A 23,168-nucleotide genomic window follows, 5' to 3' on the forward strand; every position below is an offset into this window, starting at 1 on the left:
TGTCTCGCTCTCAACTCAGCTTGTCAACGTCTAGAGAGTCATGAGTTTAGAGCAACCCGCTACACTTGTAGCCCCATCCATTCTCAACAGTCTGAATTCAATTCTTCGGATCAATTCTTCTACCCTCATTCCTCAAGGGTTTCACGCTTAGAGGACAAGTCACAAGTATTAGACAGGCTATCTTTATATTCCCGAGTCAAGGAATCAATCACCTACGCAGTGGTTGCTCACGAAATCTCATCGTATCCTTGGGCGAAGGATTGAATATATTGCTCTTGTTCAACTTCTGGGTTTTGATCTTCTCAATCAAAACTAATCTCTGAAGTTAGAAGGTACAGTAGAATTAACTTCTCTACATCTATTCTTAAACAGAATGGTGGGGAAAAGAAAAAATTTAATTCTCAATTCATTTAGTTGCTGGAACATCTATCTCGATCTGATTGACCTTCACCACACCATCCCCAAGAGCAAGTTTCATCTTGATAATCTCAAGCCTTCAGATAGCCTGGTTTTGGTCATAACTGAGTCAGCGTGATTCAGCAGGGAAGAAAAGAAAATTCACCAGAACAAGTTACCTCAAGACTTAATTCTGTAGGATTATTCGATTTTTCTTGATTCCCAAAATCACCACATCAAACCTCACCTGAAGTGCTGTCATGGAATACAATTCTAATTTCACGGAATTCTGTCGATTTTTGCAAGATGAACTGGCAATTTCTCACGATGAGTTAAAAGTCGCCATCCAACGCAGAAAGCATTCAACTGATCCCCTACCGATGTTGCTTTGGCAATATGGATTTATTTCTATCACTCAACTGCAAACGATCTTTGATTGGCTCAAAAACAAGCCCCAGTTTGATTTCTCATGAACAAATCCGCAACAGTAGAAAACCGCAAGGAACGTTCATCAAGAAAGGGACAAGGTAACTCGGAAATAAACAGACAACGAGGCCTTAACTAAACGCTATGCCTAAAACTAACAGATTCGCGCTGACTGTCTATCCTCAATCCCGAACTCCTCTATCCCTGTGTCAATAGTCCCTTATTTTGGAGAGATAGTCAAATTAAACCTGAAATCTACTCCTAAAAGCCAGGGTACTGATTGAAATAGCTGCCGATTGTCACCGTGTATGCGTGTGCATTTTACCAAATCTGTTTCTCAATTGTGGGGAAGTCTAGCCATGAATGAAATTCAAATCAATGATACAACCTTACGAGATGGTGAACAAGCCGCCGGAGTTGCGTTCACTGTCGATGAAAAAGTCGCTTTGGCGTCTTTCATGGATGCCATTGGGATTCATGAATTAGAGGTTGGTATCCCAGCAATGGGCAGTGAAGAAGCCCGAGCTATTTCCGCGATTGCCAATCTTGACTTGCGGACTTCACTCATTGGCTGGAACCGAGCGGTACGTTCTGACATCGAAGCCTCTATCGCTTGTGGTCTTAAACGGGTTCACATTTCTATCCCGGTTTCTGAGATTCAGATTGCAGCTAAATTTCAGGGAAATTATCAGGCGGTTTTACAACGACTTCGAGAGGCTGTGGAATTTGCAGTTGACCAAGGGTTGTATGTCGCGGTTGGGGGAGAAGATTCCTCTCGCGCTGATGAATCGTTTCTCACCGATGTAGCGTTGTCGATTGAAAGCTGGGGAGCAAGTCGTTTTCGCTTTTGCGATACGGTGGGTATTCTTGACCCGATGAAAACTAGCCAAAAAGTTGCCCATTTAGTGAGTCAATTGTCTATTCCGGTGGAGATGCACACTCACAATGATTTTGGGCTAGCGACGGCGAATGCCTTGGCAGGTTTGCAGGCGGGTGCGACTTCGGTGAATACGACGGTTAATGGCTTGGGAGAACGGGCTGGAAATGCGGCTCTCGAAGAAGTCGTGATGGTTCTTAAGCAAATGTATAGCTTGGATCTGGGTATTAATACTCGGCGTTTGCGGGAACTATCTGGCTTTGTTGCTCAAGCGTCGGGCTGTCCGGTTCCGCCTTGGAAGGCGATTGTGGGTGAAAATGCCTTTGCTCACGAAGCGGGGATTCATGCTCACGGGATTTTAAAGAATCCGAACACTTATGAACCGTTTGCCCCCGAGGAGGTGGGCTGGGAACGTCGTTTAGTTGTGGGTAAACATTCGGGACGACATTTGGTTTCGACTGTACTCCAGCAAAATGGCATTACATTAACGACAGAAGAAATCGCGACGGTTTTAGAAGCGGTGCGAAATCTTTCTGTACAGTTTAAGCGCAGTTTGACTGTGGAAGAATTGTTAAATTTAGTACCTCAAAGGAGAATAGCTCATGGGATTAGCTAGAGTTGATGCTGTCGAAATTAATGATCAGCCGAAATACAATCTTGAACAAAAGGTTAGAGTTCGTAAAATGATTCGCAATGATGGCACTTTTCCGGGTAAAGAAATCGGAGAAAATCTAGTCAAAAAAGGCGATGAAGGTTATGTGATTAGTATCGGCACTTATTTGCAAGCTTATTACATCTATGCTGTACATTTTCTTGATAAAAATGTTATAGTTGGATGTCGGGCAAAAGAATTAGATCCTGTCGATTAAAGTTTTGATTGAAGATTGGGTCGGCTCTACGATTTTGATTTCACAATCTTCGATTTCAGTTTGTAGGTTGTCGGTTGAAATGACTAAACTGATCTGAATTTCAGATCAGTTTAGGAAGACTGTCACCTACGATAACACCCTAAAAAAGGAGGTTTTACTGTGAAAGTAATGTTACGCAAAAATGCAGCAGGACAACTATCAGCTTACGTTCCTAAAAAAGATTTAGAAGAAGACGTAGTTGAAGAAAAAATGGGTGAAGAAGGCAAGATTTTTGTCCTGGCTAATGGTTGGGAATTAACATTTCCGAAATTAGAAGAACCCTTTGATTTACCACTCACAGCAGAAGCAAAAAAACTGTAATAGAAGATCAAGAGGCAATTTTGAACTTCTAACTTCTGATTGACTTCTGCCTAAATATTTGAGCGTTTGACAGGCTCCATTTGTGTAATTTAAACGTTGTACAAGTGTTGCTGAAGGTTGATGAAAAACCTCCGGGTTTAGAAGACTTCAGAATCCCTGCTTAGAGAAGATCATTCTTTGGGTATCAGGGAAAAATCCCATAACTGAATTATTCTAAGGATGTTATGCGGGGCTGTCATCAAAAGAAGGCGGGAAACTCATGTAGATTTTAATTTCTGATTGAGTTTTCAACGAGTTGGAGTAATGCCAAAAGTCTCTAACATTATGACAACCGATGTCGCCTTTTCAACAATTCTGTGATTAACCTCCAGAAGTGCTGCACGTTCCTAATAATCAGCTTTTCGCCAGCAATGGCACTGCTGTTTTCGTGAACATCGGCTAAAGAACTTGGGTTTAGGAATGTGGAACCCATAAGGGGGTCAAGACTTTGGCGAGAGAGAGTGAATTAACGGTTTAGTGGGTGCATCAATTCATTTCTTCGTTTATTTGCTTATCACTCTCTTTTTCTATTCTCGATGAGTTCTAAAGCTTCCCTTATGAACTGTCCTTAATATTCCTAAAACTGAGACCCCATGAGTTACTTTAGCGTTGATCTGAATTCTCGACCAACTTCCGACCATTCCAAATCTGAAGGGTTAGCCCATCAGCAATTGGAAAACGCCTGTCGTCAACAGATTTATGCTGCTTCTGTGCGTCAATCAAATTTACGAGAAAACAGCACCGTTCTATCCGAGGAAAATAGTTTAGTGGCAACATTATTCGCTCAATGTGAGTGGAATGTTAACACTGATGCAGACATCAATACATTGGCGATTCAATGTCCGGATTTAAACTCTAACTTAATCGTTTTCGAGAAAGTGATGCGTTATGCCGGGGCGTTGAAAGCGTTTGCAATTGGTAAAGTTCATGTCTGTTCTCCCTCTAACCAGGGAACTCCAAAGGATTTCCGAGTGGATTAACTTTCTGTCAATCGAGATTGATTGTTTGCCCGATGAATTTCTAAGTCTGTTGGGTCGGGGCAATTTAGTCCAAAAACCAATACTGTTAGGAGAATTGTATTATGGCTAAGATTGGTATTTTCTACGGTTCTACATCCGGTGTAACTGAAGAAATCGCAACCGCATTGCAGGAAAAGTTGGGTAAAGATCTTTGCGATCTTTTCAGCATGGAAGACGATTTCGACGAATTTAGTGATTTGCTGGAGTATGATTATTTGCTCCTCGGCTGTTCTACTTGGGGAGCAGGCGAAGTGCAGAATGATTGGCGAGATCCATTGTTTGAAATGGAAGTGGAAAAACCGGACTTTTCCGGTAAAACCATCGCTCTATTTGGCCCCGGAGATTATGTCAGCCACGGAATGCACTTTGTCGGTGCTTTGGGCGTGATGTATGACATCTTTACCAAACTGGGTGCAACGGTTGTTGGGGCGGTTCCGACGGATGACTATACCTTTGAGCATTCAACAGCCATTCGGGATGGTTTATTTGTCGGATTACCTCTCGATGAAATTAACGAAAGCGAAAAGACGGATGAACGTCTTAATCGCTGGATTGAAATACTGCGTCCCCATTTTCCGATTGAAGATCGGGTTTTGGCGGGTGCAAGCGCCTAGAACAAATTGGCAATTGGTTTGCTGAGAACACTTCCTTTAAGGATATCTGACTGACGACCTTTGTTTAGGAGAACACAGATCATGGTTGCAACATTAACGAGCGTAACTAAAAGTGGTAAAACTTGGGAACCCAAATTTGTGGAGTCCCTCGATCAAGAAAATTGTTTGGGTTGTGGTCGATGCTTCAAAGTCTGCGGTTTCAACGTTTTGGGCTTGATTGCTCTTAATGAAGATGGCGAAGTTGTCGATGAAGATGAAGATGAAGTCGAACGCAAAGTAATGAATATTGACAATCCTGAAAATTGCGTAGGCTGTCAGGCTTGCTCACGGATTTGTCCGAAAAAATGTTATACTCACGCTACGGTTGCCGTTTAAGACGTAGCAATACAATTCTCTAACAGTTATTTGTGAACAGTGGGCGGTTGAGTAATAATGGTAAAAATAGAGTTTATCACCGTTCACTGTTTTCTGCATACAATATTGATTTTTATTGTGCAGACTGTTAACTTTTAGCACCTGGAGTTATAACGATGCGTGTCGCTCATAATATCACCGAATTGGTGGGTCGAACTCCCCTCGTTCAACTTAATTCTATTCCCCAATCTCAAGGCTGTGTGGCTCAAATCCTGGTAAAATTAGAAGGGATGAATCCCGCCGCTTCTGTTAAAGATCGGATTGGCGTGAATATGATTAACGCCGCAGAACGAGAAGGTTTGATTATTCCCGGTCACACGATATTAGTTGAACCGACTTCTGGAAATACCGGAATTGCTCTGGCTATGGCGGCGGCTGCGAAAGGATATCGCCTCATTTTAACCATGCCAGATACCATGAGTCTAGAGCGTCGTTCGATGTTGCGGGCTTATGGCGCACAGTTGGAGTTGACTCCCGGTTCACAAGGGATGAAAGGTGCCATTCAAAAGGCGCAGGAGTTGACGGAAACGATTGACAATGCCTATATGCTCCAACAGTTTAGCAACCCTGCAAACCCCGAAATTCACCGCCAAACCACTGCAAAAGAAATTTGGGAAGATACAGACGGACGGATTGATTTTTTAATCGCAGGTGTCGGAACGGGTGGTACGATTACAGGGATTGCTGATGTGATTAAGCAATATAAACCTCAGTTTAAAGTGATCGCGGTTGAACCGACAAATAGCCCGATTTTATCGGGTGGAAATCCTGGCCCTCACAAAATTCAAGGAATTGGCGCTGGTTTTATTCCTGAAGTTTTAAACGTTGATTTAATTGATGAAGTCGTTCAAATTACCGATGACGAAGCGATGAATTATGGTCGCCGTCTAGCCCGTGAAGAAGGGATTTTATCAGGTATTTCGACGGGTGCGGCTTTGGGTGCAGCGATTAAAGTGGCTCAACGTTCTGAAAATGAAGGTAAACTGATTGTGATGATTCAACCGAGTTTCGGCGAACGGTATCTCAGCACGCCGATGTTCCAAGATTTGGAAGAACAAAAAGAACCTGTATTAATTGGTTAAAATCGCCCCCAAACCCCCCGTTCTGGGCATGGCCGTGCGCGTTAAGGCCCTAAAACTTGATTTGTGGGGGGGTGGGGAGGTAGGGAGGTAGGGAGGTAGGGAGGATTTTTATTAATAAAAAGTTATTTTTCATCGGAAAAAAATCCTCTCCCCATCACCCCCGGAACCCCATCAACCCCGGCAATTTTTAACTCGGGAAGCGAGTCATCCGCAAGCGGCAGTGCATTCCGCACCAATTCAGATGCGGTGAACGGATGACTTAGAATGAAACAGCCCTGCCAATTCTGGGGGCTAAGATTAACTTTTTACAACTTAAATGAGGACTTTTGTTTTTAGATGAGGATTTTAATCCTTAGCTGGATGCCTGAATGGAGAAACAAGAACAATTCACACCGCAACACACCGGAGATGGTTCTTACACGTTCTACTCGACAGAATTTGGTGAGTCTTTTCACAGTCAGTTTGGGGCGAAACAAGAAGCAGAATTAAAGTTTGTTGAACCGTTAAACCTTCGTCAACACGCCGAACATTCCCGATTATTTATTCTTGATATTTGCTACGGTTTGGGTTATAATAGTGCTGCGGCATTAACAGCAATTTGGGAAACTAACCCGGATTGTAAAATCGAATTAATTGCTTTAGAACTCGATGAAACGGTGCCGAAAAGTGCGATCGCTCATCAGGTTCTAGAGAGTTATCCGGCGGAAATTGTAGAACTATTAGCGCAATTTTCAACAACTCATTCTTTGAAAAGCGATTGCCTGCAAGCTAAACTGTTACTCGGAGATGCTCGGAACACACTGCAACAGGTTCGATCTTCTGGGTTCAAAGCCGACGCTATTTTTCTCGATCCGTTTTCGCCGACCGTTTGTCCGCAACTGTGGACGGTGGAGTTTTTAAGCCTTGTCGCCCAATGTCTGAAACCGGATGGAAATTTAGCGACTTATTCCTGTTCAGCAACGGTTAGAAGCGCATTAATTGCCGCAGGATTAACCATTGGTTCAACTTCTCCCGTCGGACGACGCACACCGGGAACCATTGCGGGTTTTTCGTCTGCTGCGTTACCGCCTTTATCAACATCCGAACTCGAACACTTACAAACTCGCGCTGCTGTTCCCTATCGAGATCCGAGCTTAAACGATAACGCTGAAAGTATTATACAACGTCGCTACCAAGAACAACAGTCTTCGACTTTAGAACCGACCTCTCAATGGAAAAAGCGCATTACAAATTTCAAACCGGGATTTTAATCTCTGATCAATGCGCTGATCTTATGAAATCATAATTACAGGCTTGAACAATCAAGTCAATCACTTAAACAACTGAAACCGAAATTTTTTTTAATGGTAGCAGTAGCAATTTTAGCGGCCGGACGGGGAACCCGCATGAAATCTGATCTCCCCAAAGTTCTCCACCAACTGGGCGATCGCACACTTGTCCAACGAGTTATCGATAGTTGTGTGCGAGTTCAACCGAACCGACGACTGGTTATTGTGGGTTATCGTGGTGATTTAGTCCAAGAGTCTTTACTCAAAAGTCAAAATAGTGAAGATCAGGCAACAGATTCTCCTCTTGAGTTTATCGAACAAACGGAACAATTGGGAACGGGTCATGCTGTTCAACAATTACTTCCGCATTTAAAAGGGTTTTCGGGTGATTTATTGGTGTTAAATGGGGATGTTCCGTTATTGCGTCCTCATACGTTGGAAGAATTGGTTAAAATTCACCAACAACAGGGTAATGCTGCGACAATTTTAACTGCTCATTTACCCAACCCGAAAGGTTATGGACGAGTATTTTGTGACAGTAAAAATATCGTTAGTCAAATTGTTGAGGAACGAGACTGTACCAATGCTCAACGCCAGAATTCTCGCATTAATGCGGGGATTTATTGTTTTAATTGGCCGCAACTAGAAAAGATTCTTCCCCAACTGAAAGCGGAGAATGATCAACAGGAATATTATCTGACGGATGCTGTTTTTTTCCTGAACCCAGTGATGGCTGTCGATGTAGAAGATTTTCGAGAAATTATCGGAATTAATAACCGCAAACATCTGACAACGGCTTATCAGGTGTTGCAAGAATGGGTGAAAGATGAATGGATGGCGGAGGGGGTAACTTTACTCGATCCGGCGAGTATTACGATTGATGATACTGTACAGTTAGAGCCGGATGTTGTGATTGAACCTCAAACTCATCTGCGGGGAAATACGACGGTTAAAACGGGGAGTAGAATTGGGCCGGGGAGTTTAATTGAAAATAGTCAAATTGGCAAAAATGTGACGGTTTTGTTTTCGGTTGTTTCTGATAGTATTGTGGCAGATGGAACTCGGATCGGCCCTTATGCTCATTTGCGAGGTCATGCAGAAGTTGGGGAAAATTGCCGCATTGGTAATTTTGTGGAACTCAAGAAAACTCAACTCGGCGATCGCACAAATGTCTCTCATTTATCTTACTTGGGAGATGCAACAGTTGGCAATAAAGTTAATATTGGTGCGGGAACAATTACCGCTAATTATGATGGGGTAAACAAGCATAAAACCAATATTGGCGATCGCACAAAAACGGGTTCAAATAGTGTTTTGGTAGCGCCCCTTACTTTGGGGGAAGATGTTACGGTTGCGGCGGGTTCAACGGTAACAGAAGATGTTCCTGATGATAGTTTAGTGATCGCTCGTGAACGTCAAGTTGTCAAACCGGGTTGGCGGATGAACGCTGAGAAAACAGAACAACCGAAAGCTGAATAAAATCTTGTCGGGGTGCAGATTTTGCGCCCCAATAATAATAAATAAAAGTTAACCGCAAATTCCCCAACATTTGCAAACAGCATATTTTCAGTACCAGAAGTTAAAACATAATCAAAGCCGGGTTAATTCTGCACTAACCCAGCTTACAATTAATGATGATTTTTTCAGAAGTCGCTTAAATTAAGCTTTACCCAATTTACCGTTAATTAAACCAGTAATTAAACAAGTGCTAAATTGGGATAATTTGCCAACATATCATCAGTCGAGATTGTGTCTCCTTTGGCTTGCGGAGTCCATAATACTTCTATTGCTAACAGTTGTTCGGCACCAACAGAACCCAAACGACTCACGGCTTGACGTAATTCTTGAGCGCTATTAACTTTCGGTAATTCTAACTTGCCAACCGTTCCCACAACCAACGTAACGACAATATATTCTCCGGGTGCTTGACCTTCTTGGGGAACAATTTCACCGTTACCTGTCTCACCCGATTTGATTGCCGGAGCGCTTGTACCGGAAAGTTGGTTATTATAATTAGAGAGGGTTTCTTCAGTGAACTTACTGCGTTCTGCGATCGCCCACTGATTAAATTGAGCCTCGGCAGATTCCATTCCGGTTTGGGTTGTTTCAGCGGCACCATAGGCCCAATATTCGGGATGACGCAACAGGGCTAAAGTGGCTTCTTGTAACACTTGGGCGCGACCTTCAGCCGACCCTGTATCCGCCGCTTCAGCGATGCGATCTAAGTCGTCTTGTAAACTACGACCCTCAGCCAATAAACCCACCTGAACACGCCCGACAGACACGCCTAAGCGTCCGTAACCGCCTGTTTCTTCGTCTCCTGCTGTAGCGGACTGGAAGCTTCTAACGAGGAAATTGGCGATCGCAATGAAGATGAAGATGCCAAATAATCCACCAAAGCCGCCCCCAAACCCAAAGAAGGGAATCAAGAAGGGAAAGCCAAATCCACCACCAAAGCCTCTACCATAACCGCCACCGGGCGCTCTACTTGGGCCAGGAGAATAGGTTCGAGGTGTTCTAAAGGAACCTCCACCAATACGTCCACCACTGCGGGCGGCGAGTGCAAAATCAGCTTGTGAGAAGATGAGTGTAAAAACTATCCCAAAAGCAACTAAGGATTTCAAAATTGATTTAATTCGAGATTGTTGTTTTTCGTTCTTCATAGAGTTTTCAATTTTAACTTCAGGTTAACCGAGAGCGGATAACCGACTTCACCTAATACTGTAACGCTTCTCGGGTACTCTCTTGAACCTACTGATGGGGGGATTTCCGCAATTTTTTTGGTTATACCCGCCTCCGACTAACTGGTGAGGTGGTTTCAGATTTCAGGTTTCAGGTGACAACTAACTCACCGAGTATGATAAACAGATAAGCTGATGTCATCAATTGACTTGAAATTTTATCATTTTGTTAGCTAGAGGATTGGAATTTTGAGAAAAACACAAGATTTTTTTAAGGATCTTAAAATTAGGACAATTCCAAATCTATTTTTTCTGAGTGTTATTATTTTTCCTGTTCTGATTAATCTTGTTAGCCCTGTTCCAGTCAATACTTTAACGGTTGCTAGAACGATTATTCGTCCAAATGCTGTCAATCAACAAACGTGTCCGGTAGAGTTACAAACTTTAGTTGATCAAATGTTACCAGATTTACCCAGTTATACCAATCGTGTGATTGAACGTCGGAGTAACAGTCGGGAATTTGAACGAGATACCTCTGTTTTAATTGCTGGACAATTAGACGAACTTGAACCTTTACCCTTTAATGTAAATCTAGATTCTCCAGATGAAACTTACCTTGTTTATCTCAAAACTTGGGAACGACAATATTATACCAATAAACTCATTCGATTTCAACGATATCATTGGTTATTCTTGCGAAAAAGTGGGTCGGGTTGGGAATTAGAAAAGATGTTTTCTAAGTCGAGTTCTTATCCTCGATATGGGTTTTATTCTCTCCCCGGTGAAACCAGCGAAAGTGCGTTCGCCCAAGCGATTCGGTTATGGTTGCGGGACTGTCAGGCGAAATAATTTTTAAAAAATGTCACAATAATCAATAATCGCTGTTCAGACTTAACTTAAATTCTGATGAGTCATTCTACAACATCTTCTCACGCTTTACCGGATCAGTTTTTTTCAAACTATCGAAGTGATCGTCCTTTCAGAACGTTACTCAATCTCTATCAAAAAGACAAAAAATATATTGGGCTATCGATGTTCTTTTACATCATTAAGCACAGCCCGGAATGGATTCGTCCCTTAATTATTGCCAATATTATTGATATTATTTCCAGTCCAAACACTCACAGTTTATCAGAATTATGGTTCAATGGAGCTTTTTTAGCCTTTTCGATTATTCAAAATACTCCTACCCATTATCTTCATATTCGCTTCTTGAGTACCGCTACTCATTCAATGGAATATAACCTCAGATCAGCAATTACTCGTCAACTTCAATACCTGTCGATTGGCTTTCATCAACACCGCAATTCAGGAGCGATTCAAAACAAATTACTGCGAGATGTGGAAGCCGTCGCCTTGTTAACAAATCAACTTTTTCAGTATCTTCCTTCATCCATTCTAACGATTGTAATTGCAATTATTATTACCGCCTTTCGCGCCCCTGAATTTTTAATGTTTTTCTTAGGAACAATTCCCGTAGCAGTAACGTTAATTCGATATTTTCGGGTTCCAATTCGTTCTCGAAACTCAGTCTTTCGTCAACAGATGGAAAGCACTTCAGCCTATTTAATTGAGATGCTGAAACTCATTCCTATTACTCGCGCCCACGGGGTCGAAGAAGCGGAAATTCATCGCACAGAACAACGTTTACAAACACTCAAAGAAGCCAGTATAAAACTCGATTTAATCAACGCTTTAGCTAATTCTGCATCTTGGGTAAGTTTGCGATCTTTTAACCTGATTTGCTTATTAACATCTGCTTGGTTAGCCTATACTGGAAAATGGGGAATTAGTGTCGGAGATGTCGTTTTATTAACAGGATATTTTGATTCAATTACAGGTTCAGTAGTGCAGATTTTAGGGGTACTTCCTCAAATTGGAAAAGGGTTTGAGGCGTTGTCAAGTATTGGGGAAGTTTTAGAATGTCCTGATGTTGAACATAATCACGGAAAAACACCCGTTCAACACCTCAAAGGTGAGTTTAGTTTTGAGTCTGTTTGTTATGTTTATCCCGAAAGTCAACAACAAATTGCAATTATTGATTTTTCTCTACAGGTTAAACCCGGAGAAACAATCGCAATTGTGGGGCCATCGGGGGCGGGAAAATCAACTTTGTTAAACTTGATTATTGGATTTTTGCGTCCAACTTCGGGTAAGATTAAACTGGATAGACAGGATATGAATGACCTAGATTTAAGAACTTACCGCCAGTTTTTATCGGTGGTTTCCCAAGAAACAATCTTATTTGAAGGAACAGTCAGAGAAAATATTTTATATGGGAAAAATACGGTGAGTGAACAACGGTTAAAACAAGTTGTTCAAGAATCAAATGCAGATGAATTTATTCAAAATCTCCCTCATGGACTTCAAACTCAAATCGGTGAAAATGGCGTTAAACTCTCTGGAGGACAACGACAACGAATCGCCATTGCCCGGGCTTTAATTCGTGATCCGCGTGTGTTAATCTTAGATGAGGCGACTTCTTCTTTAGATACCGTTTCCGAGTCTTTAATTCAAGAAGCCTTAGATCGGTTAGTTCAAAATCGAACCACTTTTATTGTCGCCCATCGTCTTTCAACGGTTCGCAAAGCGGATCGAATTGTTGTGTTAGAACAGGGTAAAATTATAGAAGTCGGAAGTCACGAAAAGTTATTAAAAAATCAAGGTTTATTTGCAATTTTACACGCTTTACAAACATAGTTGATTGCAAAAACTTATCAATGATTACTGGTTTACAGTTACAATCAAGACTTACATTGGTAGGGTAAAATAAAAGATCGAACCTTGATCAACTTCAGATTCAACCCAAATTCGTCCACCATGACGTTCAACAATTTTTTGACAAATAGCTAAACCAATTCCGGTTCCGGGATATTCTTGATCGTGATGTAAACGTTGAAAGATTTTGAATATTTGCTCAAAATATTCTGAGTTAATTCCAATTCCATTATCCCTTATACTAAAACACCATTCTTGAGTTGGACTTTCATCAACGAGATTAGGTTTAACTCCGATTTCAATATAGGGTGAAATTTCAGGATGACAATATTTAATCGCATTTCCGATCAGATTTTGCCATAAAATTACTAACTGTTGTGGATCAGCAATTACAGTGGGTAATCGATTCGAGTTAATAATAGCATCCCGTTCAGTGATTGTGACTTGGATATTTTGCAATGCTTGTTGTAAAACTTGATTACAGTCTACCTGTTTAAAATTCGCTTTACTCATGCTGGTTCCCACTTGGGAGTAAGCTAATAAATCTTTGATCAATTGTTGCATTCGTGTGGCTGCATCAACGATATAATGAATATAAGTTTGAGTGTCTTCGTCGAGATTATCTTGATATTTTTGAGCTAACAACTGTGAAAATAAACTCACGATTCGTAAAGGTTCTTGTAAGTCGTGAGAGGCGATATAAGCAAACTGTTCTAGCTCCCGGTTTGACTGTAGTAACTCTCGGTTGAGAGTAAATAATAATTCTTCGGCTTGTTTCCGTTCAGTAATATCAATACAAGAGCCAATATACCCTGAAAAATTACCATCCGTAGTGATGCGAGGAACCCCTTTGTCTAAAATCCAGCGATATTCTCCATCCCAACGTCTCAGGCGAAATTCCATGATAAAAGACTTTCGTTTATGAAATTTTAATGGGCAATTTTTCAGCACAGATTTAACATCATCTGGATGTACATTTGCCAACCAACCTTGATTTAATTCTTGTTCTTGAGTTCTTCCAGTAAAATCTAGCCACACTTGATTAAAAAAAGTACACTCACCTTCAGCATTAGCCATCCAAATCAATACAGGCGCACTATTCGCCATTAACCGAAAACGTTCCTCACTTTCTCGCAGCGCAACTTCAGCTTGTTTGCGTTCGGTAATATCAATCATATAGCCAATAATTTCTGTAGATTGATTAATATAATTATGAATTAACTTCAGTTCATCCCGTATCCAGCGATAAGTATTATCTTTGTGTAAAAATCGATATTCAAGGATCTCTGTTTCGGTTTCTAAAATCTGTGATAACTGATTAAAAGCTTTCTCTATATCATCAGGATGTACCCGCTCCGCCCAAAATTGAGACTTTTCTACAAACTCCCAAGCTTGATAACCTGTAATGGAGTGAATCGTCTGACTCATGTAAGTCGCGCCATAATCTCCCGTCGGTATGCTAGTATAAATCGCACCGGGGCTAGAACTCAGTAAAAACTGAAGTCGTTCTTGAGTGATATTTAATTGCTGTTCAATCAGAGTACATTTGTTAATTTCTGCTGCTAGATTATTATTAATTTGTTGTAATTGAGCCGTGCGTTCCTGAACTCGCTGTTCAAGTTTTTGATTGAGTTTTTTAATTTCGCCTTCGCTTTGTTTTCGTTGAGTAATATCTTCAACGACAGCAATAAAATAAATAGGTTTTTTATCATGATCGCACACCAATGAAACGGATAAATTAACCCAGATGAGAGTTCCTTCTTTGCGAAATAAGCATTTTTCTAGAGAACAAGTAGAAATATCTTTTGATAAAAGATGTTCGATAAAACTTGTGTTATAATGTAAGTGATCTGAACCCGTGAGATCCTGACATTTTAGTTGTAGAAGTTCATCCCGAGTGTATCCAAATAGATCACAAAGCGTTTGATTAACTTGTAACCATTCACCTTGAAATCCAACCCGAGCAATACCAATAGCCGCCTGTTCAAAAATAGCTCGCAAGAGTTCTTCCGAGTTCCGTAAAGCAGCTTCTGCTTGTTGACGTTCTATGATTTCTCGTTGTAAGGCGAGGTTGGCTTCTTCTAACTGGTGGGGACTCGGAATCGTTAAAATTTTAGGAATATGAAAGATGATTTTTAATGCTACCCAACAAGAGATAACTGCTGTTGTGATTTTGACTACTCTCAACCCTTTATTGAGTGGATACAACCACATAAATACAGCCATAATGTGAGTCGTGGCGAGACAAATTGCGAGAATACTTAATAGCAGTAAAGCTCGCTTAAAGGGTACGTCTTTTCGTCGGCGCATCCAATAAAAGACAACGAGAGGCAATGAGTAAAAGGCAATTGCAATCAATAGGTCTGAAACGGGAGTTAGTTTGAGATCAAAAGGTAATTCTATTAAAGAATTATGGGCTATAAAGTATGGAAAAATTTCAGTAAAAAAATCGCTAAAAAACTTCATTTTAGATTAGATTTAACCAGAGTATTTAACTTAAAAGATGATAGAGGTTGCTCACCTCAAGCTTTCGATAGCATGAATAATTTTATCAAATTGACTCAAATCATCAGGTTTAGGAATATAACAGTTAGCAGAGAGATTTTGATTTTTGAGAATCTCCTCATCAGTTCGGGAAGTCGTCAGTACAATCACGGGAATTTGATTGAGACTTAAACTGGCTTTGATATTTTCTAAGACCTCTCGACCATTTTTTTTAGGAAGATTCAAATCGAGTAAAATTAGATCAGGGCGTGGTGCAGTTTGATATTCACCTTGTTGATGCAGAAATGCTAGTGCTTCTTCCCCATCTCGAACAATGTGTATCTGGTTCGGAATTTTTAAATTTTTAAGTGTTTCTTGAGTCAGGAAAATATCACCCGGATTGTCTTCGATGAGAAGAATTTCAAGAGTAGATGGCGTAGATCGATTATTCACGTTATAATTCCTACAATTTATGACTTGAGTCGGTTGTGTAAATCTAATATAGATCGAAGTGACCCTGATGACGATCAAACTTGTCATCTAATGTAAAATAAATTACCTGACCTTTCGGTTGACTTCCAAAAAGAGATACAATCCTCTCCACTTGTTCATTAAGTTAATATTGAGTCATCTGTGTAATTCTAATGTATGATGAAATTGAAAATGTTGCCTTGCAGTATAAAGTCTTGGATGCCATTGCCATTGGTTTATGTATACTACGCTCAGACTGGATCGTTCTATTTTGGAATCGCTACCTAGAACAGTATACAAAAGTTGCTTCATCGGAGATTGTTGGCACTTCATTATTTGTTCATTTTAACCAACTCAACCCCACACAGTTTGCATCTTACGGGTATCAAATTTTTCAAAATCAAGAGGAAGTTCATTTTTCAGTCTCATTGAATGTTGGGAAAAATTCTCCCACTCACTCTCAAAAAGTGTCTTCACTCGAACCCGTCACACTCACTCCTCTTTCTACGATCGCAGGCGAAGGAAATTATGCGTTATTAACCCTACACAATCCCCTAACCGTGAGTAGGCATGATCACACTTCTACCCCATTAGTCACAAAACAGAGTGAACTCGAACAATTAATTAATCGGATTTCTCACGATCTACGAGAACCCTTGCGGATGGTGGTTAACTTTAATGAGTTAATCGCCCAACGTTATTCCGGAAAACTCGACTCGACGGGAAATCAGATGATTCACTTTGCAGTTGATGGCGCCCGACGAATGCAACAGATGATTGATGGATTGCTTGTCTATTCTCGCCTAAAAACCCGATATCAACCTCCCCAACCAATTGACGCTCAAGTTTCTCTCAAACAAGCGATAATGGAATTACAATCACTAATCATTAAAACAGAAACTCAAATCAGCACAACTCCTTTACCAATTGTGATGGCAAATCATCCCCAACTCACTCAGTTATTTTCTATTTTAATTGAAAATGCCATTCAGTATTGCCGAGATCATCCTCCTAAAATTGAAATTGCGGTTCAATCTCAAGCTGATTTTTGGCTGTTTTCAGTCAGAGATAATGGTATCGGTATTGATCAGAAATATCATCAGGCTATTTTTGAGATTTTTAGGCGTTTGCACTCTCGACAAGATTACCCTGGTATTGGTATGGGACTGGCGATCGCCAAAAAAATTGTTGAGTTGCATCAGGGATGTATCTGGATTAATTCTCAAACTCAACAAGGCTCAACTTTTTATTTTACTCTCCCTAACCTACCTAAAATCAACTCAGTATTGACTTCATCGGAGAATTTTGATGTCTCAGGAATTGATTAAAGTTTTATTAGTTGAAGATAATCCCGGTGATGCTTTTCTCATTCAAGAAAGCCTTAAAAAGCGTCGTAAAACTCAATTTAAAGTGACTCAGGTTGAACGCTTAAAAGATGCTTTTTCTTGTTTGGAGTCTGATCAGTTTGATCTAGTTTTGCTTGATTTATTTCTTTTAGATAGTCAAGGACTAAATACATTTACAGAAATTTCACTCAAAGCTAACCACTTACCCATTGTTGTTTTAACTGGACTTAATGACGAAGAAATGGCAATTCAAGCGGTACGACTGGGCGCTCAAGATTATCTAAAAAAAGAGCTAGCTATGGGAGAAGTGCTAATTTATTCATTGTGTTATGCTATCGAACGAAAACGGACTCAAGAACAACTTAAGCAACAAAAAATTCAACTAGAAACAACCAATGCAGAACTCCAAAAGCGGACAAAACAATTAGAAATATTAAACGATGAGTTAGAAACATTTAGTTATACTGTTTCTCATGATTTACGTTCTCCTTTATTAAGTATTGATGGCTTTAGTTTTTTTCTAGAAAAAGAATTTAGTGAACAACTCAATACTCAAGGAAAATCTTATTTAAAACGAATTAGACAAGCAGTAAGTCGGATGGATAAACTGATTATCAATCTATTAGAACTTTCTCGGGTTCAGCAAATTGAAATGTGTATTACCGAAGTCAACTTAAGTGAGATTGTAAAAACCATTTTTAAAGAGTTAAAACAGCAAGATACACAGCGAAAAGTAGAATTTAAGATCGCCCCTAATATTACCGTTCAAGGAAATAAACAACTTTTAAAAATTGCCTTAGAAAATTTAATCTCAAATGCTTGGAAATATACCGCTCAAGAAGAAGTTGCTACAATTGAATTTGGAGTCTTATCCACCAGTGAACAGAATATAGATAGCCATTTAGAAATCGAACAAAACCAGTTAAACTCAGAGATAGATCTTTCCCCCATCCTGCCAACCCCAATTTATTTTGTTAGAGATAATGGTGTGGGTTTTGATATGTATCAAGCAGATAAACTTTTTACCCCTTTCCAGAGATTACATTCATCAGGAGAGTTTCCAGGAACAGGAATTGGTTTAGCAACCGTTCAGCGTATTATTCATCGCCATCAAGGAAAAATTTGGGCTAAGTCTACTCAAGGAAAAGGAGCTACTTTCTACTTTACCCTAAGTTGATATTTCAAATAATCTCCCTTTCATAAATTTATCTTATAATTTAATTTATCTTTTTTTTTATATAAAATCAATAAAAGAACACTCAAGGTCTTAATATAAATTAACAAAGAGTCAGAGGATAAAATTTTTATTAGAGGTATAAAAAAATATTTACTTTTCCGGAAAACTACTGATTTGTAGCCGCATACTTTCAAGCTATGATGAAAAAATGGGTGCTGAAAAATATTCAAAAAAAGCTGATCGAGTCTCCTATCCAAGATTTGATCAGTCTTGAGTCTCGAATTGAACAAAAAAATCCTTAAAAATCTAGAAAGTCATCATCAGTTTTATGAAAATTACCTCTTTCAGCGATTCTCTAGCTGACTATAACTCAGAAGAAACTCCAGTACAATCATTAGCAGAAATCAATCAATTAGTGAGTCACGAACTTCGCACACCTATTACCTCAATTCAAGCCGCATTAAAACTATTAAAACTTGAACAAATCGGCACATTATCCTCAAAAAGTCAGCGTTTATTAGAGATTGCCCTCAACAATACTGAGCGCTTAATCCGTCTGAGTCAAATCCTGGAAAATCAACCGTCTCTCCCATCCTTAGCTCCTTTGGAGGTGATTGAAAAGTTTCGTCTCGAAAAAGAACTCCACCAAGCCTTAAAACAAGATGAATTTGTCCTCTTTTATCAACCGATTGTTTGTACCCAAAATGCAAAAATTGTCGGATTTGAAGCCTTAATTCGCTGGCAACATCCTCGACGCGGTTGGGTGACTCCGATAGAATTTATTCCCCTAGCCGAAGAAACAGGACTGATTCAACTCATTGGAGATTGGGTTTTGCGCCAAGCCTGTCAGCAGCTAGAGATTTGGCAAGAACAATTTCCTTTAGATTCATCCCTAAAAATGAGTGTTAACTTGTCAACCCTACAACTGTCTGATCCTCAATTAAGTTTACGAGTCCAACAAATTGTTCAACAAACTCATCTCAACCCCAAAAGTCTACAACTTGAGATTACAGAAACAGCCTTTTTAGAAAACTCCCCCATCGCCATCGCCAATTTACAGAATTTAAAACAGCAAGGAGTTTACCTCCATATCGACGATTTTGGAACAGGATACTCTAGTCTTTCTCGTCTCCAAGACTGGCCTATTGATGTATTGAAGATTGATAACTCTTTTGTGAGAACTGGAAAATGGAATATGATCCAAGCAATTTTGATGTTAGCTCAGAGTTTAAATGTAGAAGTGATTGCAGAAGGGGTAGAAACCGAACAAGATTGGGTTCAACTCCAGCAGTTGGGATGTCCTTATCTTCAAGGCTATTTATTTTCTCGCCCTGTAGATAGTCAAGCTGCAACCTTGTTAATCGCCGCCGAGCAATTGACTTGTTATTGATACATCCATTAAAAAGATCAATACTAATGTCTATTAACCTCCTGATGGCCATTCTAAAATATTAGACAGTTGTTCGGCAAAACTCAGAGGATTGATTAATTTAGAGAGAACGGCTTTAACCCCTAAATTCGTATAACGGGGTTGTTCATCAGCTTTTGCTTTTGCCGTCAGGAGAATAACCGGAATATTCCGAGTTTCAGGATCTTGTTGCAACTGCTCGAAGGTCATCGGGCCATCCATATCGGGCATAATCACATCTAAAATAATCGCATCGGGCTGATAAGTACGAGCCATTTCTAGACCTTCTAGACCAGATCCAGCAGTCAAAACTTCCCAACGACTACTCATTTCTAGACTCATTTGCAGGAGTTCCCGAATATCTTCCTCATCATCAATTAACAGGATTCGTCGTTTTATTTTACTCAATTCATTTATCATATTCTGTTGTTTTTGCCAATAACACTGCTTTTTTAAGTCTCTATTATCAACTTAAATCAAGAAATCAAAAAACGAAAACTTTTCACAGGTTTGTCACATTCTCAGAGTTGAGCGGATAAACATCCAATATTTTAAATCTACATTGATCTCGAAACCCTAGAAGTCGTCAAACAGCAATTTCCCCCAGATGCTTTTGCTTGATAGAGTGCTGCATTAGAAGCTGTATATAGACTCAATAAATCCGTTCCATCCTCCGGATAAGTGCTAATTCCTACACTCACAGTCATTTGAATCTCTACATAGTTGATGATGGGAAAAACCGTTTTTTCAACCGACTTGAGGAGTTCAATCATCCGTTTTTGACCATCGACTCGGTTACTCGCGTATAAACCCACTAAAAACTCCTCACCTCCCCAATGAGCGACAATATCCTCATCTCGAAACTGATGCTGTAAAATCTGGCTAAACTGTCTGATCACCTGATCTCCGACCGTATAGCCATACTGATTATTAATAGATTGGAAACAATCAAGTGCAATTAACGCCAAGCAAAACGGTTGACAATGGCGTTGTGATAAATGCAAATATCGATTCAAATCATGGGTAGAACGCCGACGGTTTGACAAGCCAGTAATCGGATCAGTTTCCGCTAAACTTCGCAATAAATGAATCCGATCCAGGCGATTAAAAATACGAGTAATCAGTTCAGCTTCTGCAAAGGGTTTAGAAATATAATCATCGGCTCCAGCTTGATAGATATCTTGAATCGTTTGAGGTTCTTTTCGAGCCGAAAGAAATAAAATCGGTAAAGCATTCCAACTGCGATCTGTCCGAACGGTTTGACACAGTTCTACCCCGTTGAAAAAAGGCATTTCTAAGTCTAAAATCAGCAGTTCTGGTGCGGTTTTTTCGAGTGTTTCCCAGAATAAACGGGGATCATCTAAGGGGATAACATCTAAACCATAAGAAGGGAGCAATTCTAGCAAACGGTTGAGCGTAACTGGATCATCATCTACCGCTAAAATTTGAGTCGAAGCCGTAGGAGTTGATTGGAGAATATCTTTAATCGCAGTCAGAACTTGATCACAAGATACCGATTTTGATAAAAAAGCATTTCCCCCCAACCGAGCAACTGCCGCCCGATCACTCATATCATCCCGTACTGTCCATACTAATACAGGTAACTCCGAAAATTGATCCTGCAATTCTTCAAGTAACACAAAACCTCCGTCTTGGTGATCGGGAAATACTAAGTCTAGCAACACTAAATCTGGAGGCGTTTCTTGTAAAATTAGACGAGCTTTTTCGAGTTGGGTTGTAACATCGAGTTGAATATTCCAGTTAATAGCCGCTCGTTGTAACTGTTCGGTAAGTTCGAGGTCATCATCAACAACTAAGACTCGATATTGAGTGTTTTGAGGAGTAGAAATTTGCCGCTTTGAAATGAAGGTTTTATCTTCAGATTGGGGGGTTTGTTCTTCTAACCAGTTCAGAGGTTGTTGTAGTTCTTGATGAAGTTGAGTAATGAATGTTTTTAGCGTGTCAACAGAAGTCTTATTTTTAGGATCTTGATGAGCTTCAATAAACCATTGTTCAATTTGTTGAGCAAGTCGATATCCCGATTTAAACCCAAATATTCCTAACGAACCTGCCAGTTTATGAGCTTGCATTGCTGCATTTTGACAAAGTTCTGGTGTTAAATTTGGAATCGGATCAGTGGTGATTGTTTCCTCTAAAGTCTGGATGCGATTGAAAATTAGCGTCTTAAATCGTTCCCAGGAAGCCGCTAGATCCATGGCAGAGGAAGAATTCAGCGTGCTGTTGGAGCCAATCGCCTCCGGTGAGTGCTGAACCGAATGAACTGATAAGGCTGAGGAACTCACAGGGAGAGGAGCTTGAGATTGACTCTGGGGAAGGGGTTTGAGACGGTAGCCCACCCCATAGACGGTTTCAATGATTTGATCGGCATTCACCGTTTTTAACTTGCGTCGCAACCGTTTGATATGCGCTCGCACTGTATCTTCATTCGGCTGAGTTTCAAAAGACCACAAGTGTTCGAGAATAGCCGTTTGAGTTAAGACTCGCTTTGGGTTGCGAAGAAACAGTTCCAGCAAGCTGTATTCTTTGGGAGAAAGAGACAGAGGGTGTTGTTGGTAGGTGACTTCCCGTGAGATCGGATCAAGATGGAGAGAGTTCCATTTCAGCAAGGGAGCATTTGCTTTGCGAGGAGAACGGAGTAAAGCTCGAATCCGAGCAAAAAGTTCACGCAGGCTAAAGGGTTTTATCAGGTGATCATCGATACCTGCTTCTAAACAAGCAACACGATCAATTCTACTATTTTGAACTGTTAAAAGTAGAATAGGGACGCTATAGCCTTGCTCACGAATGCGCTGACAGAGATCAACTCCATTGAGTTTAGTTAGGTGAGCATTAACTAATAATAAATCATAAGTGAAAGCTTCTACATAAGCCCATCCTTGTTCGCCATCTATAACGACATCAACAATATAACCTTGTTCGCTTAGTGCTTTTTTAATTTGACGAGCTTGTGCTTCATCATTTTCTACGACTAAAAACCGCATTAGATTTCTGCCTCGGATTTGTTAACTTAGAATAGATGTGAATAACTCTGTTTAAGCTTATTGTGATTTAACGCTGTCCAAACTTCTACAAAGCAGAAGCTCTCTTGATCCTATAATCGATCTAAATGATAGAGGTTTAGTGCTTTTTTATCCATCATTGGTGATCATAGCCTGATTCCACAAAATAGTTTCAATTTATTATTCTATCACGTTTTTCTATGACTTATAATTATTTTGAGGTGATTTTTTATATCAAGTTAGATTGATTGATTGTTTGACTTGATTAATTTATACCTTGCTTTAGTATTTTAATTAATTTTGATTAATTAATCCTATGACTTAAAGTCTTTTAAGTATGTATAATCCGATTACATCCTCTTGCAAAAATCTTTTATAGCACTACGCGAATACATTAGAACATTTATAAATCCTAAAACCCTTTCACACTGTTCCCTGTTCCCTAGCGCGAACCGCTATAATTTTTTGGACTTCCCCCTCACAAATAATCTCCCGTTTA

At 40.1% G+C, this 23,168-nt stretch carries 20 protein-coding genes; 15 read left to right on the forward strand and 5 right to left on the reverse strand.

What is annotated here, in order from left to right; translation table 11 throughout:
• The first annotated feature begins 656 nt into the window (after positions 1–656).
• The 10 genes from M595_RS06600 to glmU all read left to right on the forward strand — a co-directional run bounded on the left by M595_RS06600 (position 657) and on the right by glmU (position 8,843).
• Positions 657–869: a DUF2949 domain-containing protein gene (locus tag M595_RS06600; RefSeq protein ID WP_023065335.1), complete on the forward strand. Its 213-nt coding sequence runs from the start codon at positions 657–659 to the stop codon at positions 867–869.
• Between the two features lie 312 nt (positions 870–1,181).
• Positions 1,182–2,315 carry a homocitrate synthase gene (gene nifV / locus M595_RS06605; RefSeq protein ID WP_023065333.1) on the forward strand — a complete coding sequence of 378 codons (1,134 nt, stop codon included), beginning with the start codon at positions 1,182–1,184 and terminating at the stop codon, positions 2,313–2,315.
• Positions 2,302–2,568 (forward strand): nitrogen fixation protein NifZ, encoded by a 267-nt coding sequence (locus tag M595_RS06610; protein WP_023065356.1) that lies wholly within the window; start codon positions 2,302–2,304, stop codon positions 2,566–2,568. Before nifV ends, M595_RS06610 begins: the two co-directional genes overlap by 14 nt.
• 168 nt (positions 2,569–2,736) lie before the next feature.
• Positions 2,737–2,928 (forward strand): putative nitrogen fixation protein NifT, encoded by a 192-nt coding sequence (nifT, locus tag M595_RS06615; protein ID WP_238987033.1) that lies wholly within the window; start codon positions 2,737–2,739, stop codon positions 2,926–2,928.
• Between the two features lie 632 nt (positions 2,929–3,560).
• Complete coding sequence (locus tag M595_RS06620; protein ID WP_023065295.1) at positions 3,561–3,947, forward strand: hypothetical protein; 387 nt, start codon at positions 3,561–3,563, stop codon at positions 3,945–3,947.
• Between the two features lie 101 nt (positions 3,948–4,048).
• Positions 4,049–4,600 carry a flavodoxin gene (locus M595_RS06625; protein WP_023065364.1) on the forward strand — a complete coding sequence of 184 codons (552 nt, stop codon included), beginning with the start codon at positions 4,049–4,051 and terminating at the stop codon, positions 4,598–4,600.
• A gap of 81 nt (positions 4,601–4,681) precedes the next feature.
• Positions 4,682–4,975, forward strand: a complete 294-nt coding sequence (gene fdxB, locus M595_RS06630; RefSeq protein WP_023065318.1) for a ferredoxin III, nif-specific — start codon at positions 4,682–4,684, stop codon at positions 4,973–4,975.
• Positions 4,976–5,130: 155 nt separating this feature from the next.
• Positions 5,131–6,096, forward strand: a complete 966-nt coding sequence (gene cysK, locus M595_RS06635; RefSeq protein WP_023065371.1) for a cysteine synthase A — start codon at positions 5,131–5,133, stop codon at positions 6,094–6,096.
• A 368-nt stretch (positions 6,097–6,464) separates the two neighbouring features.
• Positions 6,465–7,346, forward strand: a complete 882-nt coding sequence (locus M595_RS06640) for a tRNA (5-methylaminomethyl-2-thiouridine)(34)-methyltransferase MnmD (protein WP_023065345.1) — start codon at positions 6,465–6,467, stop codon at positions 7,344–7,346.
• Positions 7,347–7,439: 93 nt separating this feature from the next.
• Positions 7,440–8,843: a bifunctional UDP-N-acetylglucosamine diphosphorylase/glucosamine-1-phosphate N-acetyltransferase GlmU gene (glmU, locus tag M595_RS06645; protein WP_023065347.1), complete on the forward strand. Its 1,404-nt coding sequence runs from the start codon at positions 7,440–7,442 to the stop codon at positions 8,841–8,843.
• 218 nt (positions 8,844–9,061) lie between these two features.
• Here the strand turns inward: glmU and M595_RS06650 are convergent, their stop codons facing one another.
• A complete protein-coding gene (locus M595_RS06650; RefSeq protein ID WP_023065357.1) occupies positions 9,062–10,027 on the reverse strand; it encodes a DUF1517 domain-containing protein in 966 nt (321 codons plus the stop codon).
• 267 nt (positions 10,028–10,294) lie between these two features.
• Between M595_RS06650 and M595_RS06655 the strand changes: the two genes are divergently transcribed.
• Together M595_RS06655 and M595_RS06660 are read left to right on the forward strand one after the other, a co-directional pair.
• Positions 10,295–10,894 carry a hypothetical protein gene (locus M595_RS06655; protein WP_023065336.1) on the forward strand — a complete coding sequence of 200 codons (600 nt, stop codon included), beginning with the start codon at positions 10,295–10,297 and terminating at the stop codon, positions 10,892–10,894.
• Positions 10,895–10,951: 57 nt separating this feature from the next.
• Complete coding sequence (locus M595_RS06660; RefSeq protein WP_023065337.1) at positions 10,952–12,745, forward strand: ABC transporter ATP-binding protein; 1,794 nt, start codon at positions 10,952–10,954, stop codon at positions 12,743–12,745.
• A gap of 51 nt (positions 12,746–12,796) precedes the next feature.
• Here M595_RS06660 and M595_RS06665 read toward each other — a convergent pair whose 3' ends face one another.
• Positions 12,797–15,229 (reverse strand): PAS domain S-box protein, encoded by a 2,433-nt coding sequence (locus tag M595_RS06665; protein ID WP_023065278.1) that lies wholly within the window; start codon positions 15,227–15,229, stop codon positions 12,797–12,799.
• A gap of 51 nt (positions 15,230–15,280) precedes the next feature.
• Positions 15,281–15,700 carry a response regulator gene (locus tag M595_RS06670; RefSeq protein WP_023065328.1) on the reverse strand — a complete coding sequence of 140 codons (420 nt, stop codon included), beginning with the start codon at positions 15,698–15,700 and terminating at the stop codon, positions 15,281–15,283.
• Positions 15,701–15,891: 191 nt separating this feature from the next.
• Between M595_RS06670 and M595_RS06675 the strand changes: the two genes are divergently transcribed.
• From M595_RS06675 to M595_RS06685, 3 genes are all read left to right on the forward strand, one after another.
• A complete protein-coding gene (locus M595_RS06675; RefSeq protein ID WP_023065275.1) occupies positions 15,892–17,046 on the forward strand; it encodes a sensor histidine kinase in 1,155 nt (384 codons plus the stop codon).
• Entirely contained in the window at positions 17,027–18,241 is a 1,215-nt protein-coding gene (locus tag M595_RS06680) for a hybrid sensor histidine kinase/response regulator (protein WP_023065296.1), read from the forward strand. Before M595_RS06675 ends, M595_RS06680 begins: the two co-directional genes overlap by 20 nt.
• Positions 18,242–18,569: 328 nt before the next feature.
• Positions 18,570–19,631: a putative bifunctional diguanylate cyclase/phosphodiesterase gene (locus M595_RS06685; RefSeq protein WP_023065324.1), complete on the forward strand. Its 1,062-nt coding sequence runs from the start codon at positions 18,570–18,572 to the stop codon at positions 19,629–19,631.
• Between the two features lie 33 nt (positions 19,632–19,664).
• Here M595_RS06685 and M595_RS06690 read toward each other — a convergent pair whose 3' ends face one another.
• Together M595_RS06690 and M595_RS06695 are read right to left on the reverse strand one after the other, a co-directional pair.
• Entirely contained in the window at positions 19,665–20,057 is a 393-nt protein-coding gene (locus M595_RS06690; protein ID WP_375339237.1) for a response regulator, read from the reverse strand.
• 149 nt (positions 20,058–20,206) lie between these two features.
• Positions 20,207–22,651 carry a response regulator gene (locus tag M595_RS06695; protein ID WP_023065277.1) on the reverse strand — a complete coding sequence of 815 codons (2,445 nt, stop codon included), beginning with the start codon at positions 22,649–22,651 and terminating at the stop codon, positions 20,207–20,209.
• Positions 22,652–23,168: the final 517 nt, after the last annotated feature.

Source organism: Lyngbya aestuarii BL J, from assembly GCF_000478195.2.
GTDB classification, from domain to species: domain Bacteria; phylum Cyanobacteriota; class Cyanobacteriia; order Cyanobacteriales; family Microcoleaceae; genus Capilliphycus; species Capilliphycus aestuarii.